Annotated in this window: 18 protein-coding genes and 1 tRNA gene; 4 read left to right on the top strand and 15 right to left on the bottom strand. The window is 60.3% G+C overall.

Annotation, left to right across the window (positions count from 1 at the left end):
- Positions 1-50 precede the first annotated feature (50 nt).
- The 3 genes from AGR2A_RS14545 to AGR2A_RS14535 form a co-directional block, all read right to left on the bottom strand.
- Complete coding sequence (locus AGR2A_RS14545) at positions 51-3245, bottom strand: efflux RND transporter permease subunit (protein ID WP_080822977.1); 3195 nt, start codon at positions 3243-3245, stop codon at positions 51-53.
- Positions 3246-3378: 133 nt separating this feature from the next.
- Positions 3379-4569, bottom strand: coding sequence for an efflux RND transporter periplasmic adaptor subunit (locus AGR2A_RS14540; protein ID WP_004443470.1), 1191 nt, complete (start codon positions 4567-4569; stop codon positions 3379-3381).
- A 116-nt stretch (positions 4570-4685) separates the two neighbouring features.
- Entirely contained in the window at positions 4686-5495 is an 810-nt protein-coding gene (locus AGR2A_RS14535; protein WP_004443469.1) for an alpha/beta hydrolase fold domain-containing protein, read from the bottom strand.
- Positions 5496-5630: 135 nt separating this feature from the next.
- Between AGR2A_RS14535 and AGR2A_RS14530 the strand changes: the two genes are divergently transcribed.
- Positions 5631-6530, top strand: a complete 900-nt coding sequence (locus AGR2A_RS14530; protein WP_004443468.1) for a LysR family transcriptional regulator — start codon at positions 5631-5633, stop codon at positions 6528-6530.
- A 3-nt stretch (positions 6531-6533) separates the two neighbouring features.
- Here AGR2A_RS14530 and AGR2A_RS14525 read toward each other — a convergent pair whose 3' ends face one another.
- On the bottom strand, positions 6534-7433 hold the full coding sequence (locus tag AGR2A_RS14525) for a LysR family transcriptional regulator (RefSeq protein WP_004443467.1): 900 nt from the start codon (positions 7431-7433) through the stop codon (positions 6534-6536).
- Between the two features lie 163 nt (positions 7434-7596).
- On the opposite strand from AGR2A_RS14525, the gene AGR2A_RS14520 reads away from it, so the two are divergent.
- Together AGR2A_RS14520 and AGR2A_RS14515 are read left to right on the top strand one after the other, a co-directional pair.
- Positions 7597-8778 (top strand): MFS transporter, encoded by a 1182-nt coding sequence (locus tag AGR2A_RS14520; protein ID WP_006697613.1) that lies wholly within the window; start codon positions 7597-7599, stop codon positions 8776-8778.
- A gap of 61 nt (positions 8779-8839) precedes the next feature.
- Positions 8840-9667, top strand: a complete 828-nt coding sequence (locus tag AGR2A_RS14515; RefSeq protein ID WP_072494798.1) for an aldo/keto reductase — start codon at positions 8840-8842, stop codon at positions 9665-9667.
- Positions 9668-9783: 116 nt separating this feature from the next.
- Here the strand turns inward: AGR2A_RS14515 and AGR2A_RS14510 are convergent.
- A tRNA-Gly gene (locus tag AGR2A_RS14510) sits at positions 9784-9858 on the bottom strand.
- A gap of 368 nt (positions 9859-10226) precedes the next feature.
- On the opposite strand from AGR2A_RS14510, the gene AGR2A_RS14505 reads away from it, so the two are divergent.
- Positions 10227-10448: a hypothetical protein gene (locus tag AGR2A_RS14505; protein WP_004443464.1), complete on the top strand. Its 222-nt coding sequence runs from the start codon at positions 10227-10229 to the stop codon at positions 10446-10448.
- Positions 10449-10513: 65 nt separating this feature from the next.
- Here AGR2A_RS14505 and dps read toward each other — a convergent pair whose 3' ends face one another.
- The 10 genes from dps to AGR2A_RS14455 form a co-directional block, all read right to left on the bottom strand.
- Positions 10514-11002 carry a DNA starvation/stationary phase protection protein Dps gene (dps, locus tag AGR2A_RS14500; RefSeq protein WP_004443462.1) on the bottom strand — a complete coding sequence of 163 codons (489 nt, stop codon included), beginning with the start codon at positions 11000-11002 and terminating at the stop codon, positions 10514-10516.
- Between the two features lie 122 nt (positions 11003-11124).
- Positions 11125-11883 (bottom strand): iron ABC transporter ATP-binding protein, encoded by a 759-nt coding sequence (locus AGR2A_RS14495; RefSeq protein WP_006700416.1) that lies wholly within the window; start codon positions 11881-11883, stop codon positions 11125-11127.
- Positions 11880-12848: an iron chelate uptake ABC transporter family permease subunit gene (locus AGR2A_RS14490; RefSeq protein WP_080822976.1), complete on the bottom strand. Its 969-nt coding sequence runs from the start codon at positions 12846-12848 to the stop codon at positions 11880-11882. The genes AGR2A_RS14495 and AGR2A_RS14490 overlap by 4 nt, the downstream gene beginning before the upstream one ends.
- A complete protein-coding gene (locus AGR2A_RS14485) occupies positions 12841-13806 on the bottom strand; it encodes an ABC transporter permease (RefSeq protein ID WP_004443456.1) in 966 nt (321 codons plus the stop codon). Before AGR2A_RS14485 ends, AGR2A_RS14490 begins: the two co-directional genes overlap by 8 nt.
- A 193-nt stretch (positions 13807-13999) precedes the next feature.
- Entirely contained in the window at positions 14000-14938 is a 939-nt protein-coding gene (locus AGR2A_RS14480; protein WP_072494796.1) for a siderophore ABC transporter substrate-binding protein, read from the bottom strand.
- Between the two features lie 341 nt (positions 14939-15279).
- Positions 15280-15540, bottom strand: a complete 261-nt coding sequence (locus tag AGR2A_RS14475; RefSeq protein ID WP_004443453.1) for a hypothetical protein — start codon at positions 15538-15540, stop codon at positions 15280-15282.
- A 128-nt stretch (positions 15541-15668) separates the two neighbouring features.
- On the bottom strand, positions 15669-17186 hold the full coding sequence (locus AGR2A_RS14470; protein WP_004443452.1) for a tripartite tricarboxylate transporter permease: 1518 nt from the start codon (positions 17184-17186) through the stop codon (positions 15669-15671).
- A gap of 103 nt (positions 17187-17289) precedes the next feature.
- Positions 17290-17784 carry a tripartite tricarboxylate transporter TctB family protein gene (locus tag AGR2A_RS14465; protein WP_035210454.1) on the bottom strand — a complete coding sequence of 165 codons (495 nt, stop codon included), beginning with the start codon at positions 17782-17784 and terminating at the stop codon, positions 17290-17292.
- Positions 17781-18689 carry a Bug family tripartite tricarboxylate transporter substrate binding protein gene (locus tag AGR2A_RS14460; protein ID WP_376750257.1) on the bottom strand — a complete coding sequence of 303 codons (909 nt, stop codon included), beginning with the start codon at positions 18687-18689 and terminating at the stop codon, positions 17781-17783. Before AGR2A_RS14460 ends, AGR2A_RS14465 begins: the two co-directional genes overlap by 4 nt.
- Before the next feature lie 385 nt (positions 18690-19074).
- Positions 19075-20142 (bottom strand): ABC transporter substrate-binding protein, encoded by a 1068-nt coding sequence (locus AGR2A_RS14455; RefSeq protein ID WP_006700422.1) that lies wholly within the window; start codon positions 20140-20142, stop codon positions 19075-19077.
- Between the last annotated feature and the right edge of the window lie 21 nt (positions 20143-20163).

The raw sequence follows: 20163 nt of genomic DNA, 5'->3' as shown, positions 1-20163 counted from the left end.
GGGATGCGCGGCGGGCTTGCGTCGAAGGTTGCGGTGGATAGGTGTCGGTCTCAGCCGGCCTTTTCGAGCTTGTAGTCCGAATTGGCCGGTTCTTCCTGCTTGTGCTGGATGAGCGGACGGTTGCCCGCCAGCTTGCGCACCAGCACATAGAAGACCGGAGTCATGAAGATGCCGAAGAACGTCACGCCGATCATGCCGGAGAAGACCGCGACACCCATGGCGGCACGCATTTCCGCACCGGCACCTGTCGAGACGACCAGCGGCACCACGCCCATGATGAAGGCGAGCGAGGTCATCAGGATCGGGCGCAGGCGAAGCCGGCTTGCCTCGATGGCCGCCTGAAGCGGCGTTCGTCCCTCGAATTCCAGTTCCCGGGCGAATTCCACGATCAGGATCGCGTTTTTCGCTGAGAGACCGACAAGGACGACAAGGCCGATCTGCGTAAAGATGTTGTTATCCCCTCCCGTCAGCCAGACGCCCGTGAGGGCTGCGAGCACGCCGAGCGGGACGATCAGGATGATCGCGATCGGCAGGGTCAGGCTTTCATATTGCGCAGCGAGCACGAGATAGACGAGCAGCAGCGCCAGCGGGAAAACCACGATGCTGGAATTGCCGGCGAGAATCTGCTGATAGGTCAGATCCGTCCATTCGTAATCGACGCCCGCGGGCAGGGTTTCGGCAAGGATCTTTTCGATCGCGGCCTGTGCCTGACCCGAGGAGAAGCCCGGTGCCGGTCCGCCGTTGATATCGGCCGCAAGGAAGCCGTTATAACGGTTGGTGCGCTCCGGTCCGGTCGTCGCATTCACCTTCAGGAGCGTCGACAGCGGGATCATCTGACCCGTTGCCGAGCGAACCTTCAGGCGGCCAATATCTTCGGCGTGGGCGCGGAACTGTGAATCCGCCTGCACACGGACGCTGTATGTGCGACCGAAGGCGTTGAAGTCATTGACATAGAGCGAGCCGAGATAGATCTGCAGCGTCTGGAAGACGTCGCTGACGGAGACGCCCAGCTGTTCCGCCTTGGCGCGGTCGAGATCGGCGAAGAGCTGCGGCACGTTGATCTGGTAGCTGGAGAAAATGCCTGCCAGCTCCGGCGTCTGATATGCCTTGGCGATGACGGCCTTCGCCGCTTCGTCCAGCGTCTGGTAGCCGTAACCGGCGCGGTCTTCGATCTGCAGCTTGAAGCCGCCTGTCTGGCCGAGACCGTTGACCGGCGGCGGCGGGAACATGGCGATGAAGGCATCCTGAATGCCGGCATATTTCTGGTTCAGCTGCATGGCGATGGCGCCACCTGACAGTTCCGGTGTCTTGCGCTTTTCGAAGTCGTCGAGAACCGCAAAAACGATCCCGGAATTGGAACCGATGGTGAAGCCGTTGATCGACAGGCCGGGGAAGGCGATGGCGTGGCTGACACCGGGCGTTTCCATGGCGATCTCGCTCATCCGCTTGATCACGCTTTCGGTACGGTCGAGCGTTGCGCCATCAGGAAGCTGCGCGAAACCGATGAGGTACTGCTTGTCCTGCGCCGGCACGAAGCCGCTCGGAACTGTCGTAAACATGCCATAGGTGGCGGCCACCAGCGCCATGTAGACGATCATGACGAGGCTTTTGCGCGTCACCAGCCCGCCGACCGTCTTGCCGTAGCCGTTCGAGGCCGCGCCGAAGGCACGGTTGAAGCCGCGGAAGAACCAGCCGAGGATCTTGTCCATGAAGCGGGTGAGCCAGTCTTTCGGTGCGCCATGTTCCTTCAGCAGCAGGGCTGCAAGTGCGGGTGACAGCGTCAGCGAGTTGATGGCCGAAATGACGGTGGAGATGGCAATCGTCAGCGCGAACTGCCGGTAGAACTGGCCGGACAGGCCGGAGATGAAGGCGAGCGGCACGAAGACGGCGACCAGTACCAGCGCAATGGCGATGATCGGGCCGGAGACTTCGCGCATCGCCCTATAGGTGGCGTCACGCGGTGAGAGCCCGTTTTCGATATTTCGCTCGACGTTTTCGACGACCACGATCGCGTCATCCACCACGATGCCGATGGCGAGCACAAGGCCGAACAGCGTCAACGCGTTGATGGAGAAGCCGAAGGCATACATGACGGCGAAGGTGCCGATGATCGAGACCGGAACGGCGATCAGCGGAATGATCGAGGCGCGCCACGTCTGCAGGAAGAGGATGACGACAAGCACCACGAGGCCAACGGCCTCGAGGAGTGTATCGACAACCTTCTCGATGGAGGAGCGCACGAATTTCGTCGTATCGTAGACGATCTCGTATTTCACGCCATCGGGCATCGCCAATTGCAGATTATCCATGGTCGCGCGGACATTGTCGGCGATTTCGATGGCGTTGGAGCCGGGGGCCTGAAGGACCGCAACAGCCACGGCCGGCTCACCATCGAGCAGAGAACGCAGCGTGTAATCGGCTGCTCCGAGTTCGATGCGTGCGACATCGCGCAGGCGGGTGATTTCGCCGTTTGCGCCGCTCTTGACGATGATGTTGCCGAATTCTTCCGGCGTCGTCAGACGGCCCTGGGCATTGACGTTGAGCTGCAGGTCGACACCGTTCGGGCTTGGTGAAGCACCGATGACGCCGGCCGCGGCCTGCACGTTCTGCTGGCGGATGGCGTCGGAGACGTCGCTGGCGGCGAGATCATGCTCGGCCACCTTCTGCGGATCGAGCCAGACGCGCATGGAATAGTCACCCGCGCCGAAGACCTGCACCTGACCCACGCCTTCGATGCGGGCGAGACGGTCCTTGACGTTCAGCGTCGCATAATTGCGCAGATAGGTGATGTCATAGGCGTCGGTCTTGGAGACAAGGTTGACGACCATGATGAAGTCGGGCGAGCTCTTGACCGTGGTGATGCCGAGCGCGCGCACTTCCGCCGGCAGGCGCGGTTCGGCCTGCGAGACGCGGTTCTGCACAAGCTGCTGGGCCTTATCAGGATCGGTGCCGAGCTTGAAGGTGACGGTGAGCGTCAGCACGCCGTCCGACGTCGCCTGGCTGCCCATGTAGAGCATGTCTTCGACACCGTTGATCTGTTCTTCGAGCGGTGTCGCGACGGTTTCAGCGATAACGGTCGGGTTCGCACCGGGATAGGTGGCGCGCACGACGACGGATGGCGGAACGACTTCGGGATATTCCGAAATCGGCAGGGCGCGCATGCCAAGAAGGCCTGCCACCACAATCAGGATCGACAAGACGCCGGCAAATACCGGCCGGTCGACAAAAAATCTGGAAATATTCATATCCAGTCCCTCTCCGGGTATATTTTGGAATGCGAAGGCCGCTCCGGCGGCAATTCTGCCGCCGGTGAAGGCCGGTTCTGTCTGAATGCGCGTCTCGCGAAAGCGCGGGACGCTTACTGATCAAAGAGATGGATTACTGCGAGGCAGCAACCTTATCTTCCGCCTGAGGTGCGATGGTTGCGCCGGGACGGATGCGCTGCAGGCCGTTGACGACGATCGTATCACCGGCAGCAAGGCCGCTTTCGATGATGCGCTGGCCATCGGCCGGTGCGCCGGGCTTGATCTGGCGGTAGCTCACCTTGTTTTCGGCATCGACCACGAAGACGAAGCGCTTGTCCTGATCCGTACCGATGGCGCGATCGCTGATGACGATGCGGTTTTCCGGCTTCGGTTCGCCCATGCGCACCCGCACGAACTGGCCGGGGATCAGCCTGCCATCGGGATTGTCGAAGACGGCGCGCACACCGATGGTGCCGCTTGCCGAATCCACCTGATTGTCGATCAGGTGCAGCGTACCCTTGATCGGCGTGCCTTCATCCGAAAGCGTGCCGATTTCCACCGGGATCTGTTCGAGAGCCGGCAGGGCGCCATCGGTCTTCGGCAGCTCGGCAAGAGCCTTTGCCACCACGCCTTCGCTGGCGTTGAAGCTCGCATAGATCGGGTTGACCGACACGAGGGTCGTCAGTGCCGGCGAGGTGGAACCGGCGGCGACGAGGTTGCCGGCGGTGATTTCGATGCGGCCGACGCGGCCTGAAACAGGTGCGCGGATTTCGGTGTAACCAAGATCGAGTTGCGCCGTGGTGAGTGCTGCGCGGGCGGCGCGAAGCTGGGCTTCGGCATCCGCAAACGAGCTCTGGCGCTGGTCGAGATCGCTCTGCGAGATGGTGCGGTTGTCGGAAAGCCGGCGGCCACGGTCGAGTTCCGTTTTCGCAAGGCTGACCTTGGCTTCGGCCGAGGCGACCTGTCCTTCAGCGCCGGCAACAGCGGCCTGATAGGGGGCCGGATCGATGGTGAAGAGGGGGTCGCCTTCCTTCACCAGCGCGCCTTCGCGAAAATGCACAGCCTTGATCTGGCCGGCGACGCGGGAGCGAATCTGCACCCGGTCAACGGCTTCCAGACGGCCGGAAAATTCCTCCCAGCGCATCACGTCGCGGCTTTCAACCTTGGCAACGGTGACAGGGATCGCTGGTGTTTCAGCAGGCGTGGAAGCGGCCGTTGCATCGCGACTGGTGGGGAGGTCGAAAAACAGTGCTGCTGCTGCAACGGACATGGCAAGCCCGATACCGGCGCCCGTCAGGGCCCGGCGCTTTGTGTTCAGCGTCATGGGTATCTCCTTCGCCCCCGATCGGGAGCAGGTCGTTCATCTATTTTTACTTCGTCGCATGATCCGGACGTAAAACCGCTACGCACTTTTACTGGACATGCTCAAAATGCGAAATTTCAGTGGTTTAACTGGTCAACGAAAGTCTTGAACTCCGAACAGACGGATGAGACCCATCCGCCGCCCTCTCCTTGATAAAGCCCCGTCCAGCCGACGCCGGCGGGGAAAACATGCTGCCTAACGCTAACGCCTGAGGCGATGAGGCGGTCTCCATAATTGACCGTTTCGTCGCGCAGAGGGTCGTCCTCGGCGGTAAAGATCAGCGCCGGCGCCACCCGGTTCAGCCGTGTGCACTGGCAGGGTGCGGCATAGGGGTGAAAAAACCCGCACGCCTTGGCAAGGTAATGGCTCCAGCCATCCGCCCAGCGCTGGCGCATGCCGATCCTGTCCGCGTCGCGGAAGGATTCCGTCGTCATCATCGGATCGATCATGGGCGACAGAAGTATCTGACCGGCAAGTTTGCCCGGCATGCGGTCACGGGCCTTCAAGGCAAGCCCCGCCGCCACATTGCCGCCTGCCTCTTCGCCGGCCACGAACAGCAGCGATTTCGCGCCGCCATAATGCTTGCGATCCCGGCTCAGGCGATCGAGCGCTTCGTAAGCGCAGTCGATAACCATCGGAAACTCGTTGCCGGACGGCCTGCTGTAATCGGCCTCCACGACCACCGCGCCGCTTTCTGCAAGCGCACGCGCGACCGGAAGTTCCGGGCAATTGCCGCCCGGCTCCAGGCCGGGTTCCAGAAACGAACCGCCGCGCAGATAAAGTACGACGGGCGGTTGGCTGCACAGGCTCGAACCTTCATATCGGCGCACGGAAAGCTGGGACGCGAAGCCCCCACAGCTTTTGATATTCTCCCAGTGCGCGTTCATCTGATCCGGTCCCGTTGCACCACCTTGAGCAGTGCATCACATTTGCAAAATCTGAAATTCATATTATTGTTCGGGGAAAAACGATCAAGTATGCCAAAATGAAAACACTATTCCAAAAAGACGGATAATCTCATCATGGATCAGCTCTCCGCCATGCGGGTTTTTACGCGTGTCGTGGAAACCGGCAATTTCAGCCGCGCCGCGACAGCGCTGAACATGCCGAAAACCACGGTCACCAATATGGTCCAGGCGCTCGAGGCGCATTTGCAGACCACGCTTCTCAACCGCACGACGCGGCGAGTGATGCTGACAACGGACGGCGCTCTCTATTATGAGCGTGCATCGCAGATTTTATCGGAAATAGAAGAACTTGACGGCAGCATGTCCAGCGCGCAGGTGCAGCCATCCGGCCGGTTGCGCGTGGAAATGGCCGGTGTCTTTGCGGACCTTGTGGTTATCCCACATCTTTGCGAATTTTACCAGCGCTATCCGCAAATCCGTCTCGATCTCGGTGTCGGCGACCGTCTGGTCGATTATATCGCGGAAAATGTCGACTGCGCGCTACGCGTAGGCGTGTTGCGCGATCAGTCGCTGATTGCCCGAAAAGTAGGCGAACTCCGGTTCGAAACATTTGCGTCGCCTTCCTATATCGAAAATTTTGGCATGCCCCGAGAACCGGAGGACCTGGAGAAGGATCATCTGTCGGTGGGTTACCTCAATGCCACCACCGGTCAGATCATGCCGGCCTCCTTCGACAATGGCATACGCAGCGTCGAGTTGACGCCCAACTACGTCGTTTCCGTCAATGACAGCCGCACCTACTTGAATGCGGCGCTCGCCGGCATGGGCATCGTGCAGCTGCCGATCTTCATGGTGCGCGACGCCCTTTCGCGCGGAGAGCTGGTGCCGGTGCTTTCCGAATGGCGACGGGAGGCGATGCCGATCTATGTCGTCTATCCCCAGACCCGGCACGTGACCAACAAGGTCCGCGTATTTGTCGACTGGCTTGCGAAGCTGGTACATGGGCTGGTGTGATAATCAGCGCCCGACCCTTGCGGCAAGGAAATCTATGAAGGCGCGCACGCGGGCTGCGAGATGCTCATGGCCGGCATAAACCGCGTGGATCACCTCCATGTCCTCGGCGCTATAGTCTTCCAGTACGGGAACGAGCAGGCCAGCCCTAATATCGGGTTCGACGTGGAATTCACCGACCCGACCGAGCCCAAGCCCCGATAGGCAAAGCCTGCGCATGGCCATGCCGCTATTGACGGAGGCATTGCCCGTGACTGGCAGGCGATAGACATCGGCAGAACCGGGGTCGCGAAACGGCCATTCATTGAGACTGCGACTGAAATTGAAGCTCAGGCAATTGTGCCGCGCCAGATCCTGCGGCGTTTCCGGCATGCCGTATTGTTCGATATAGGTGGGGGAGGCGACGATAACGCGGCGTACTTCCTTTAGCTTTCTTGCCTTCAGCGATGAATCGCCCATGGCGCCGGAGCGTATGGCAATGTCCGTGCGTTCCTCGATCAGGCTGATGACACCGTCAGTCAGCGAAATATCCAGCTCGATTTCCGGATAAAGCGACAGGAATTCCGGTGCAAGCGGCAGGAGATAACGTTCGCCGAAGCCCAGCGTCGCGTTGACCCGTAGCAGCCCGCGCGGCACCACCTTGCCGCCGCTCGCCACGATCTGCTCGGTCTCGGCTATGTCGGCGAGAATGCGTCGGGCCCGCGCCAGATAGACCTCGCCCTCCGGCGTAAGCGTTACGAGCCGGGTGGAGCGGGCCAGCAACCTGGTGCCGAGACGGTCTTCGATACGTGTGACAAGTTTGCTGACGGCCGAGGGCGAAAGCTTCAGCCTGCGCCCGGCGGCTGAAAAGCTGCCGAGTTCCGCCGCCGCCACGAAGACTTCCATCTCTCCGGCCCTGTTATCCATCGCGCATCACCTATGAAATCAATTCAAAGGTATTTATCCGGCTTTGCCGATTATCATGCAAGTCCCCTTCGCCCATATTGCGTTCATACAATTTGATCCAACCGGGCAGCCCCAAGCTGTCCAGAAGGCCCGCGATCCAGCTGCGGGCGAAGAGGTACTCGTCATGCCATTGGCCATATTTGCCCTGACGATCGCGGCCTATGCGATCGGAACAACGGAATTCGTCATTGTCGGTCTGCTGCCGACTGTCGCGAACGATCTCCATATCACCCTGCCGCTCGCCGGTCTCATCGTCAGTGTCTATGCACTGGGTGTGACCTTTGGTGCGCCGATCCTGACCGCATTGACCGGCAAGATAGAGAGGAAGCCGCTGCTGCTCGGCCTGATGGCCCTGTTCATCGTCGGTAACAGTCTTGCAGCCCTCTCACCCAATTATGAGATGCTGCTGGTCGCCCGTGTCATTGCCGCCTTCGCCCATGGCGTCTTTTTCTCGGTCGGCTCCACCATCGCGGCCGATCTCGTGCCGGAAAACCGTCGCGCCTCGGCCATTGCCATGATGTTCATGGGCCTTACGGTCGCCATCGTCACCGGTGTTCCGCTCGGTACCTATATCGGCCAGGTCTTCGGCTGGCGCGCCACCTTCTGGGCCGTTGCTGCCCTTGGTGTCATTGCCTTCCTCGGCATTGCAGCGCTTCTCCCGAACACACTCAAGAAGGCGCCGCCGGCAAGCTTGCTCGATCAGGTCCGTGTTCTCGGCTCCGGCCGCCTGCTCATCGTCTTCGCCATGACCGCGCTTGGTTACGGCGGCACCTTCGTCGCCTTCACCTTCCTTGCGCCAATCCTGCAGGATGTGACCGGATTTTCGGAAAAGAGCGTCAGCCTGATCCTCGTGCTTTACGGTATCGCCATCGCGGCCGGCAACATCGGTGGCGGCCGGATCGCCAACCATAATCCGGCCAAGGCCCTCATTGGCCTCTTCCTGGCGCAGGCCATCGTGCTGCTCGTCTTTTCCTTCACCGCGGTTTCGCCGGTGCTGACGCTCATCACGCTTGCCGCGCTTGGTTTCCTCTCCTTCGCCAATGTTCCCGGCCTGCAGCTTTATGTGGTGCAGCTTGCCAAGGAGCATCGTCCCGGCGCCGTCGATGTCGCTTCGGCGCTCAACATCGCCGCCTTCAATCTCGGGATCGCCATCGGCGCGTGGCTCGGCGGTCTGGTGGTGGAATCACCGTTGGGCCTGGGTGCCACACCCTGGGTCGGCGCCATCCTCGTCGCGGTTGCCCTGCTTCTGACCATCTGGAGCAGCGCGCTCGACCGCCGCGCCGCGCTGACGCTGAAAACTGCCTGAGCTTTTCATGAAATACCCGGCCGCTCTCAAGTCGGCCGGGCCACCTCAAAGGAGAAAATATATGTTTGATGTCACTGCAAACGGCGCGTCAATCCCGGCGCTTGGTTTCGGCACGTTTCGCATTCCCGGCCCCGATGTGCTGCGTATCGTTCCCCATGCGCTGAAGGCCGGGTTCCGCCATATCGATACCGCCCAGATCTATGGCAATGAAGCTGAGGTCGGTGAAGCCATTGCTGCTTCGGGCGTCGCGCGCGGCGAAGTGTTTCTCACCACCAAGGTCTGGGTCGAGAACTACAGGCACGATGCCTTCCTCGCTTCTGTCGATGATAGCCTGAAAAAGCTGAAGACCGATCATGTGGACCTGCTGCTGCTGCACTGGCCGAACGAGGCGGTTTCTCTTGCCGAGCAGATCGGCGCGCTGAACGCGGTGAGGCAGGCCGGCAAGGTGCGCCATATCGGCGTCTCCAACTTCAGCACGGCGCTGATGGCCGAAGCGGTGAAGCTGTCCAATGCCCCGATCGTGACCAACCAGATCGAATACCACCCCTACATCGATCAGGATGTGGTTATCGCCGCCGCCAAAGCTGCGGGCATGTTGGTGACGGGTTATTACGGCATGGCCGATGGTAAAGTGTTTGACGATCCGGTGCTGAAGGAGATTGCCGCGGGCCGTGGCAAGTCGGTAGCACAGGTGGTTCTGCGCTGGCTCGTGCAGCAGCAGGGCGTCGTCGCCCTGTCGAAAACGGTGAGTGAAGCCCGGGTCGAGGAAAATCTCGCCATCTTCGACTTCGAGCTTTCGGCAGATGAAATGGCGGCAATCCGTGCGCTTGCAAGACCGGACGGCCGCATCGTTTCGCCGGAAGGGCTTGCGCCCGTCTGGGACGCCTGACGATGAGGGCCGGGGAGAGAACTCTCTTCCCGGTTTCTTTTCGCGAGAAATTTTCGCGTATGGCGATGCGCCTCGCATCGGGCATGCCAGAGATTTATCGGCCGGTTCTGGAAATTTGGAGCGGGCGAAGGGATTTGAACCCTCGACCCCAACCTTGGCAAGGTTGTGCTCTACCCCTGAGCTACACCCGCTCAAATCCACCGGTCCGGGGTAGTATGCTGAACCGTGGGCCGCCGAAGCGGCGACGGGTGCTATATCGCTCAATCGTTTTTGGAATGCAACAGTTTCTTTTGCGGTTTCGGTGGAAATCCGCCCGCCTGCGAATTTATCTGCCCTTCCGGGAAGCGGCGGGCTCGGACGCCATGGATATTTGAGCGAAGATGTTGTTTCATCTGGTTTTTATTGCCGTCTCACAATGGAGCGCCCAGATGCGGTACCAGGAAATAATCTATTTACATTTGGTTAAAATCTGATTCGACAGGTGATTCGTTCGGGTGTACAAATTTCCTGTCCACGAAAAAAAGAAACGATACTTGGCATATCATCAGGAGGATGAGCCTTGTCGTATGCAGCTTTTGAACGGGTTGGCGCACAATTGTCGCCGGAGCAGATCACCGATCTGCAGAATATTTTCGATGGCGTATGTTTCGAGTGCCTTCAAGATCGCAGCAGCCACGTTGCCAACGAGTGCGCGGCGGTTCTTATCCGCAGCGCCCAGCGCGGCATTCTCGACCATGAGATGTTGCGGGACATCGGGCTTGCCGTTTTGCGGCGGCACTGATGGCTGAGAAGAAAAAAGCGCCCGGATATCCGGGCGCTTTGTTTTTGAAGTGGGCGGATTTCCGCTCAGCTCTTTTCCTGCACATGCGCTTCGAGGAACCAGAGTGCCTTGTCGAGATCGCGCGAGGCGGCGGTGAAGATGTCGGCCGTCGTGGGGTCGCCCGCTTCATCGGAATCGTCTATGGCCTTGCGGATCATGTTGGCCACATCGCCATAACGTTCGATCAGGGCGTCCAGATGGTCATGGATCTTGTAGATGTCGGTCGGATAGGCCTTGAGCTTGGTTGTCGAGGAGACCGATTGCAGGCTGCCGAGCGCCGTGCCGCCAAGCTGGACCACACGTTCGGCAATCGTGTCGCCATGATTGTCGAGCTGGGTGCGGAACGTATCGAGAAGTTCATGCACGGCGATGAATTGCGGGCCTTTCAGGTTCCAGTGCGCCTGTTTGGTGATGAGCGCAAGGTCGATCACCGAAGCCAGCGATTCGTTTAGAATGCCGATAACGGTCGACTTGGCGTTTGAAGGCAGGTCGTTCTTCGTCTTGTGCGTCTTCATCGATGTCTCCTGAAGTTGCGGACGGAATGCCGCTTTGGAAAAGTCCGTCGATTAACGTCCGGGCCTGTGGCCCTGTTCCATGTTAGGCGACGGGACAGCAAAAATCCTGCACAATCATCATGTCATTCGTAAAACAGGCAGATGCGCCGGCCGTCTATCTCACTGACGCTGATCGGCATGTCATAGATTTCCTTGAGAATATCGGGACGGATGATCTCTTCCGCAGGACCCTGATGACAGATGCGGCCCTCGCGCATGGCGATGATGGTGTCGGAATACCAGGAGGCGAAGTTGATGTCGTGCAGAACCAGAACCACGGTCTTCTTCAGCTCGTCAGCCGCCTTGCGCATGATTTTCATCATGCTGGAGGCGTGTTTCATGTCCAGGTTGTTGAGCGGCTCGTCAAGCAGCACATAATCCGTATCCTGGCAAAGCACCATGGCCACGAAGGCGCGCTGGCGCTGACCGCCGGACAGTTCGTCCAGAAACCGGTCGGCCAGATTTTCAAGGTGCAGATATTCAAGCGCCCGGTCGATATGGGCCTTGTCCTCGATGGTGGGGCGGCCCTTGGAGTAGGGGTAGCGGCCGAAGCCGACAAGGTCGCGCACGGTCAGGCGCGAGGAGATGTGGTTGTCCTGCCGCAGGATGGAGAGCCGCTTCGCCAGCGTATCGGAGGGGGTTTTCGTGACATCCAGCCCGTCGACCGTGACGGTTCCCGTATCCATGGACATCAGCCTTGCGACGATGGACAGGAGCGTGGATTTACCCGCGCCGTTCGGCCCGATGATGGAGGTGACGCCCCCTGCCGGGATGGAAACCGAGACGCCGTCGATGACGACGCTGTCACCATAGGATTTGCTGATCTGACTGGCGATGATCATCGCGCACCTCGTTTCAGAATGAGACCGATAAAGACGATGCCGCCCAGAAATTCGATGATGATGGAGAGCGCCGTATCGAAGGCGAAAACCCGCTCCAGCACCACCTGACCGCCGACGAGACAGATCACGGCGATGAGGATCGCCGCAGGCAGCACATAGGCATGCTTGCCGTTGCCGGTGAGATAATGGGCGAGGGCCGCGACCAGCAGGCCGAAGAACATGACCGGGCCGACGAGCGCAGTGGAGACGGCGACAAGTACGGAGACCAGCACGAGGATGATGGTCACGGTGTACTTGTATTCTACCCCGAGGCTGATGGCCGTCGCGCGGCCGAGCGAGAGCACGTCGAGCGTGTGCATCAGGCGCAGCCCGATAATGGTGACCACGCCGATGATGATGGCGGAAACAGTGAGCAGCGTCGGATCGATGGAATTGAAACTGGCGAAAAGCACATCCTGCAGCACCGTGTATTCGTTCGGATCGAGGACCCGCTGCATGAAGCCCGAAAGGCTGCGGAAAAACACGCCGAAGACGATACCGACCAGGACGAGAAGATGCAGGCTGCGTTCCGCTCCGACAAAAAGCCAGCGATAGAGCAGGGCGGAAAAGGCGACGAGCAGCCCGGTTTCCACCAGAAATTTCACTTGAGGATCGATCATCACGACTGTTGCCGAACCGAAGACGAAAATCAGCCCGGTCTGCATCAGCACGTAGAGTGAATCGAAACCCATGACCGAAGGGGTGAGGATACGGTTGTTGGTAACCGTCTGGAACAGCACGGTGGAAACGGCGATGGCGTAGGCCACCAGCAAAAGCGACAGGAGCTTGATGCCGCGAAACGGCAGCACGAAACTCCAGCTTCCCCTGGCGCCGAGCGTCATGAAGGCGATCATGGAAATGAGCGCCAGTGCGGCAAGCACAAGCAGAACGATTTTTGCGCGCCTGTCAGGGTTTCTCTCACGCATGGTTGCGTTTCCGCAGCAGGAGATAGAGGAACAGCGCGCTGCCGATGACGCCGACCACGGTTCCGATGGGTATTTCGTAAGGCGCGCGCACGGTCCGGCCGATGATGTCGCAGGAGAGCACAAAGACCGCGCCGAGCGTCGCCACCCATGGCACCGAGCGGCGCATATTGTCGCCGATCATCAGGCTCACGACATTCGGCACGATGAGGCCCAGGAAGGGGATCATGCCCACCGTCACCACCACGACAGCGCTGACCAGCGAAACGATGGTGAGGCCGAGCGCCATTACCCGGCGATAATTGAGACCGAGATTGGTGGTGAAGTCCCGGCCCATGCCCGCCACGGTGAAGCGGTCGGCGGCGAGATAGGCGGCGATGGCGAAGAGAAAACCGATCCACAGCAACTCATAACGGCCGCGCAGTACGCCGGAAAAATCCCCCGTCATCCATGCCCCGAGCGATTGCAGCAGATCGAAGCGATAGGCGAAGAAGGTGGTGACGGCGGAAATGACGCCGCCAAGCATGATGCCGATCAGCGGCACCAGCAGCACGTCGCGCAGCGGCACCTGCCGCAGGATGCGCAGGAACAGCGCGGTGCCGGCGAGGGCAAAAGCTGCTGCCACCAGCATCTTGCCGAAGATCGGTGTATCCGGTGCCAAAAGGGTGACGGCGAGCAGGCCGAGGCCGGCGGATTCCGTCGTGCCTGCCGTGGAAGGTTCCACGAAGCGGTTTCGCACCAGCATCTGCATGATGAGGCCGGCAATCGCCATCGAGCTTCCCGCAAGGATCAGCGCGAGCGTGCGCGGAATACGGCTGACGAGTAGCACACGCAGCGCGTCTGCACTCGTGTCGGGTGCGAAAAGCGTTGCGAGCGAAACGTTGCTCACGCCGACGAACAGGCTGGTGATGGCGAGCACCAAGGCTAGCAACAGGACAAGGATGAGAGACAGGGATTTCACGTTGGCGGTTTTTCGTAAATGGTAAAAGCTCCCCGTAACCTGGCAGGCTGCCGAAACAGGTGTCCGACCTCTCCTTGGTCATCTTCGGGCTTGACCCGAGAATCCACAACCTGACGCGCGATGGATCCTCGGGTCAAGCCCGAGGATGACGTCGAGTATGGAGCAGCCTTCAGAAGCGCATGCCTGGAGGCTTTTACGATTTCTTGTCGGAGACAGCCTCGTAGACCTGATCGAGCAGGGTGGTGAGCGCCGTATAACCGCTGCTGACGATATAGGCCGCCTGCGGGTCGAGGTAAACGATCTGCTTTTTCTTCCAGGCGTTGGTCTGGTGGACCAGTTCGTTATCCAGCACCTGCGCGGCCGCCTTGCCGGGATCGGTGGCGCGGCCGATGCCGGCATCGCGGTCGATCACGAACAGCCATTCCGGATTGACCTCGGCCAGATATTCGAAGGAGACGACGTCGCCGCGGTCGAAACGGTCATCAATGTCTTCGGCGACCGGCTTGAAGCCGATTTCGGTGTGCAGCCAGCCGGTGCGCGAGCCTGGGCCATAAACGCCGACCTTGCCGGCATTGGTGACGAGGATCATCGCCGTTCCGGAATTGGGGGCGATCTCTTTCAGCTTCGCCACCTTTTCATCGATGGCGGCATCGAGCTTTTTGGCTTCTTCCTGCTTGCCGAAGATATCGCCAAGCTTGGCGATGTTGGCTTTCACGCTGCCGATGAATTCCTTGGAATCCACCGACATGTCGATGGCCGGTGTGATCTTGGCAACATCCGGATATTTTGCCCGCGAACGGCCGCCCACGATGACGAGATCGGCCTCTGCCGCATTGATCGCCTCGTAATCGGGCTCAAACAGCGTGCCGACCTTCAGATATTTCCCGTCGGCATATTTCTGCAGATAGGTCGGCAGGTTGGAGCCGACGACGCCCGTCGGTTCGACGCCGAGTGCATCGAGATTGTCGAGCGAGGGAACATCAAGAACCAGAACCTTTTTCGGCGCGGCTTTCAGCACGGTCTCGCCCTGGGCGTGCTTGATCGTCATTTCCTCAGCGCTTGCGGTCATCGCGCCAAGGCTGAAGGCCGCTGCCGCCAGCAGCCGAACGGGGAAGGTGAAGTTGATGGCCACGAATATGTCCCTTGCGAATGGTTCCGGACCGGCGGAAAGCTTTCCGTCCGGTTAACTTGATGTCCGTTATCAGCTTTATTGGCAAGGCGGGCGGAAATCAAAATTATGTTTTAGAATGGTTCTGAATTGCCGTGAGCGGGAAATGCGGGGACAGATGAAACATCTGCTCGAACCTCTTCCCCGTCATGCTCAGGCTTGACCCGAGTATCCACTGCGGTGGTCGTGATGGATCCTCGGATCAAGTCCGAGGTGACGTTGAGGGGAAGGAAAGGCCGGCGTCAATTTCGTCGGTGCCTTTTACCCGTCTGTTTTACCCATCACGACCAACGTGACAGCCGCTGTCAATCCGGTGGCCAGTCGCCGACGATTTCGCGCCTCTCCAGTTTCAACGATCGGTCCGGCTGCACCCGGTAAGTCTCGATCGCCAGCCTTCCGTCGCCCATCACGAATTCGTTGCTGAGCGTACTGCCGACGGGGGACTTTGTCAGTTTGGTACGGGGCTGCCCGCCATAGGTGATACTGCCGGGAATGGGTTCCACATCGGGGGCGGCGGTAGTGCAACCGGTTAAAGCAAGGATGGTCAGGATTGCAAGGCTGCGCATGACAGGGTTCCTCAGAGGGTTTCATAAAATCTATGCCGCCCCCAACCTCGCCGCAATCCATAACGTTCCATAAAAAAGCCCCGTATCCGGAGATACGGGGCCAGTTGCCTTGGGAGGTTCTTTGGTTCTCAATCCTCGTTGGCGGCAAGCTGCGTCAGCACCTCGCCACGGCCGCGGATACGCATGATGAGCGGAATGATGAAGGCGGCTGCCGCGACGATGAACAGGCCAACGGCAATCGGCGAGGTGAACAGCACGGTCGGGTCGCCCTGGCCGATGGCCAGTGCGCGGCGAAGCTGCTGTTCGGCAAGCGGGCCAAGGATGAGGCCGACAACCGCAGGCGCAATCGGATAACCGAAGATGCGCATGATGTAGCCGAGGATGCCGAAGGCGAGCAGCATGCCGAGTTCGAACACCGACGGGTTGGCGCCGATGGTGCCGAGCGTAGCGAACAGCAGGATGCCGGCGTAAAGCCAGGGCTTCGGAATGGTCAGCAGCTTCACCCAGAGACCGACGAGCGGCAGGTTGAGTACCAAGAGCATCAGGTTGGCGATGAAGAGGCTGGCGATCAGGCCCCAGACCAGCTGCGGATTGGTGGCAAACAGCAGGGGGCCGGGCTGCAGGCCGAACTGCTGGAAACCGGCGAGCATGATGGCCGCTGTTGCCGTCGTCGGCAGGCCGAGCGTCAGGAGCGGCACCAGCGTACCGGCAGCCGAGGCGTTGTTCGCCGCTTCCGGACCCGCAACGCCTTCAATCGCGCCGTTGCCGAATTCTTCCGGATATTTGGTCAGCTTCTTTTCGGTGGCATAGGACAGGAATGTGCCGATTTCAGCGCCGCCGGCAGGCATCGCGCCAATCGGGAAGCCGATCAGGGTGCCGCGCAGCCAAGCCTTCCACGAACGCGCCCAGTCCTGCGCGCTCATCCAGACCGAACCCTTGACGGCTTCGACCTTGTCGTCGCCGCTCTGGCCCTGCGCCACGATGAACAGCGTTTCGCCGATGGCGAACATGGCGACCGCAAGCGTTGTAACTTCCACGCCGTCGAGCAGGTCGGGGATGCCGAAGCTCATGCGGGTCTGGCCGGTCAGCTGGTCGATGCCGACGATGGCCAGCGCAAAGCCGATGAACAGCGAGGTGAGACCGCGCAGCGCCGAATCCCCGAAGGCGGAGGAAACGGTGACGAAAGCCAGCACCATCAGTGCGAAATATTCGCGCGGACCGAAGACCAGCGCCAGCTTGACGATGTAGGGCGCGACGAAGGCGAGTGCGATGGTGGCGATGAGGCCGGCCACGAAGGAGCCGATGGCGGCGGTGGCGAGGGCCGGGCCGCCTCTGCCCTTGCGGGCCATCTTGTTGCCTTCTAGCGCGGTCACGATCGAGGCGCTTTCGCCCGGCGTGTTGAGCAGGATGGAGGTGGTCGAACCGCCATACATGCCGCCATAATAGATGCCGGCGAACATGATGAGCGAACCGGCAGCATCGAGCCGGTAAGTGACGGGCAGGAGTAGAGCGACGGTCAAGGCGGGGCCGATGCCGGGCAGAACGCCGACGGCGGTGCCGAGCGTCACGCCGATCAGCGCGTAGAGCAGGTTCATGGGTTGAGCAGCAACCTCAAGACCGTGCAGCAGGAATTCAAAGGTACTCATGGACAGATGTCCCCCTGTCGAGCGGAAGGGCGGGCGGAACGGCTGGCTTGGCGTCAGTGCGCGCCGGCGGTTCCGGTGATCTCGAATATGGTTGGAATGGCTGTCAGAAGAACAGCCGTTCCAGAGGTCCGGCGGGCAGCGAAAGCTGCAGCAGCTGGGCAAAAACGATCCAGATGGCAAAACTCAGCACAATGCCGACCGGTATCGAGAACCAGAGCTTGCGTTTGCCGAAAGCGCGTGCCGTGAAGGCGAACAGCAGACCGGTGGCAATGGAAAAGCCGGCAACTGTCAGCAGCAGCATCTGGGCGGCAAGGCCGGCAATCACCCACACGACCGGAGCGATTTCCTGCCTGTCGCGCTCGGGAAAATCACCGCGCCAGGCCTCGACGGCCGTCCAGATCGCCAGTCCGACAAGACAGAAGGCGATGGCGTAGGGTACTGTTGCCGGGCCGACAGGGGAATAACCGGTGACGCTGGCAAGGCGGGCGCTATCCCAGAAGATGACGCTGGCAACGGCGACGAGGGCGACAGCAATGACCAGCGCCGCCCAGTCGGGGCGACGCTTTTGATCATGCGAAGGGTTGGAACCCTGGCTCATTTTACCAGTCCGATGTCTTTGAGGATGGTTTCGGTGGCGGCGGTGTCCTTGGCAAGCTGTTCCTTGAAGGCGTCACCGGCGAGATAGGTATCCATCCAGCCCTTGGTCTTCAGGGTTTCCTGCCACTTGGCGGATTTCACCAGCTTTTCGACGTCGGCATTGATGGCCTTTTCCTGATCGGCGGAAATGCCGGGAGCGGCCGCAACCATGCGCCAGTTCTGAACCACGACATCGAGGCCGCTTTCCTTCAGCGTCGGTGCGTCGACGCCCTCAAGACGGTTTTCGCTGGTGACCGCGAGAAGGCGCAGCGTGCCGGCCTTCACCTGGCCTTCGAATTCGCCATAGCCGGAAACGCCAGCGGTGACCTGCGAACCGAGGATCGAGGCAAGTGCTTCGCCGCCGCCGGAATAGGCGATGTAGTTGATCTTGGTCGGATCGACGCCGGCTGCCTTGGCAATCAGGCCAACGGCGATATGGTCGGTGCCGCCGGCAGAGCCGCCGCCCCAGGAAACGCTGCCCGGGTCCTTCTTGAGCTGGTCGATGAGATCGCCGATGGTCTTCAGCGGCGAGGATGCCGGAACGACGATCGCTTCATATTCGCCGGTCAGGCGTGCGATCGGGGTCACTTCCTTCAGCGTCACGGGCGCATTGTTGGTGAGGATCGCGCCGACCATGACGTAACCGCCGACGATGAGGGCGTGCGGGTTACCCTTCTGCTGGCTGGCGAATTGCGCAAGACCGATGGTGCCGCCGGCGCCCGGTACGTTCTGCACCTGAACGCTCTTGGAAATGCCTTCTTCCTGCAGCACGCTCTGCAGCGAGCGCGCGGTCTGGTCCCAGCCGCCGCCGGGATTGGCCGGTGCGATGACGGTGTAATCTGCCGCAGCCACCGGAAGCGCGATCATGCCCGCCAGAAATGTGCCGATAAGAAAATGTTTCACGTAGAAAACCCTCCTCAGGATGCCCTTTTGGGCGTCGTTTTTCGTTTATGCGGAAGGGGCTTCAGGGCGCATCTGTGCCGACGCTGAGAACTCAACGCTGGGCCTTGGCAATCCTCAAGATTTCCTCCCGCATCTTCTTCCGCCTCCACGGAATGAAGAAGGATTGCAGAGCATCACAAAAAGCTGTCATCTAACTGACGCAACGCAAGTCCTTGCGCATTTACTCTCTATTAATTTGTGCCGGACGTCCACTGTGGCGTGTGGATGGCTTTGTTTTGCGCCTTTGAAGCCTGCTTCACCCTCATTTCTGTGACAGGCACAGGACTGAGGGATGGTGGGGCGCTCAAACCTACTGCGACCGCAAAGCCTCGTTCCAACGCTCGATGAGGCGGGTGCGCTTGACCTGATCCAGATAGACCATCAGGCCGGGGCTGACCGGGACCGGCCGCAATTGCGCACCGTGGATGGCCTGCATGGTGTTCGCCGTGTTTTCGCCCGCCACTTCCGGGCTGACGGCGGGGATTTGCAATTGCCGGGCCATGATCGTCTGACCTTCCTTGGACATGAAGAATTCGAGGTAGCGGCGGCCGAGTTCAGGATTGGCTGCGGCTTCCGGAACCAGCCCGATGCGCGACATCACGACGGTATAATCCTTCGGCAGAACGATGCCGACATCCGGGTGGCGTGAAGCCCAGTCTGCCGCGTAGGAGCCGAGAATATTGTAACCCATCACGAAGCGGCCGTCGGAGACGCGCTCTAGAATGGCCGAGGAGGTGGAATAAACCTTCACACCCGCGGCACCCATGGCCTTGATGACGCTCCATATATCGCCGAACTGTTCCTGATCGCGTGACATGAACAGGAAGCCGACGCCGGAGCGTTCGATGTCATAGGTCGCGATACGGCCATGCACCTCTTTGGCGTGGCGTTCGAGATAATCGACAAATTCGGCGCGGGTGGCGGGCGGCTTTTCGGTGGTGAAGCTTGGCTTGTGATAGACAAAAACCGCCGGCTCGAAGGTCAGCGCATAGGCGGTGTTGCGCCAGTTCGCCCAGGCGGGCCAGCGGGCGCTCATGGCGAGATCCGACCGCTGGGCATAACCGTCATTGCTCAGCTTCACCTGCAGGTCCATGGCCGAGGAAAAGGCGAAATCGGCGGTCTTCTTGCCAGCATCGGTTTCTTTCACGATGCGGTCGTAGATTTCGCCGGTCAGCATATCCTCATAATGGACGGCAATATCGGGATTGGCCTTCTGGAAACCCTCGATCATCGGGGTCGCCAGCGGTTCGTCGAGCGAGGAATAGACCACCAGTGTCTGCGCATCCGCCTTGCCGGAGGGAGCCGGAAAAACGACGGCCTGGGCAAGCGCAGGCGAGGCCATGCAGAGACAGAGACAGAGAAGAAGGCAGATACGCATGGAAAAGATCATGCCGCAGGC

The organism is Agrobacterium genomosp. 2 str. CFBP 5494, from assembly GCF_900013495.1.
Taxonomy (GTDB): Bacteria; Pseudomonadota; Alphaproteobacteria; order Rhizobiales; family Rhizobiaceae; genus Agrobacterium; species Agrobacterium pusense.
Note: the sequence above shows the minus strand (reverse complement) of the source record. Positions and strands in the feature narration are given on the sequence as shown.

Bases quoted from the DNA above. Each gene is read 5' to 3' on its own strand.
- AGR2A_RS14545 (WP_080822977.1), bottom strand. From the start codon at position 3,245: ATGAATATTTCCAGATTTTTTGTCGACCGGCCGGTATTTGCCGGCGTC.
- AGR2A_RS14525 (WP_004443467.1), bottom strand. From the start codon at position 7,433: ATGGATAACAGGGCCGGAGAGATGGAAGTCTTCGTGGCGGCGGCGGAA.
- AGR2A_RS14520 (WP_006697613.1), top strand. From the start codon at position 7,597: ATGCCATTGGCCATATTTGCCCTGACGATCGCGGCCTATGCGATCGGA.
- AGR2A_RS14475 (WP_004443453.1), bottom strand. From the start codon at position 15,540: ATGCGCAGCCTTGCAATCCTGACCATCCTTGCTTTAACCGGTTGCACT.
- dps (WP_004443462.1), bottom strand. From the start codon at position 11,002: ATGAAGACGCACAAGACGAAGAACGACCTGCCTTCAAACGCCAAGTCG.
- AGR2A_RS14540 (WP_004443470.1), bottom strand. From the start codon at position 4,569: ATGACGCTGAACACAAAGCGCCGGGCCCTGACGGGCGCCGGTATCGGG.
- AGR2A_RS14530 (WP_004443468.1), top strand. From the start codon at position 5,631: ATGGATCAGCTCTCCGCCATGCGGGTTTTTACGCGTGTCGTGGAAACC.
- AGR2A_RS14460 (WP_376750257.1), bottom strand. From the start codon at position 18,689: ATGATCGCGCTTCCGGTGGCTGCGGCAGATTACACCGTCATCGCACCG.
- AGR2A_RS14495 (WP_006700416.1), bottom strand. From the start codon at position 11,883: ATGATCATCGCCAGTCAGATCAGCAAATCCTATGGTGACAGCGTCGTC.
- AGR2A_RS14455 (WP_006700422.1), bottom strand. From the start codon at position 20,142: ATGCGTATCTGCCTTCTTCTCTGTCTCTGTCTCTGCATGGCCTCGCCT.
- AGR2A_RS14515 (WP_072494798.1), top strand. From the start codon at position 8,840: ATGTTTGATGTCACTGCAAACGGCGCGTCAATCCCGGCGCTTGGTTTC.
- AGR2A_RS14490 (WP_080822976.1), bottom strand. From the start codon at position 12,848: ATGCGTGAGAGAAACCCTGACAGGCGCGCAAAAATCGTTCTGCTTGTG.
- AGR2A_RS14535 (WP_004443469.1), bottom strand. From the start codon at position 5,495: ATGAACGCGCACTGGGAGAATATCAAAAGCTGTGGGGGCTTCGCGTCC.
- AGR2A_RS14470 (WP_004443452.1), bottom strand. From the start codon at position 17,186: ATGAGTACCTTTGAATTCCTGCTGCACGGTCTTGAGGTTGCTGCTCAA.
- AGR2A_RS14465 (WP_035210454.1), bottom strand. From the start codon at position 17,784: ATGAGCCAGGGTTCCAACCCTTCGCATGATCAAAAGCGTCGCCCCGAC.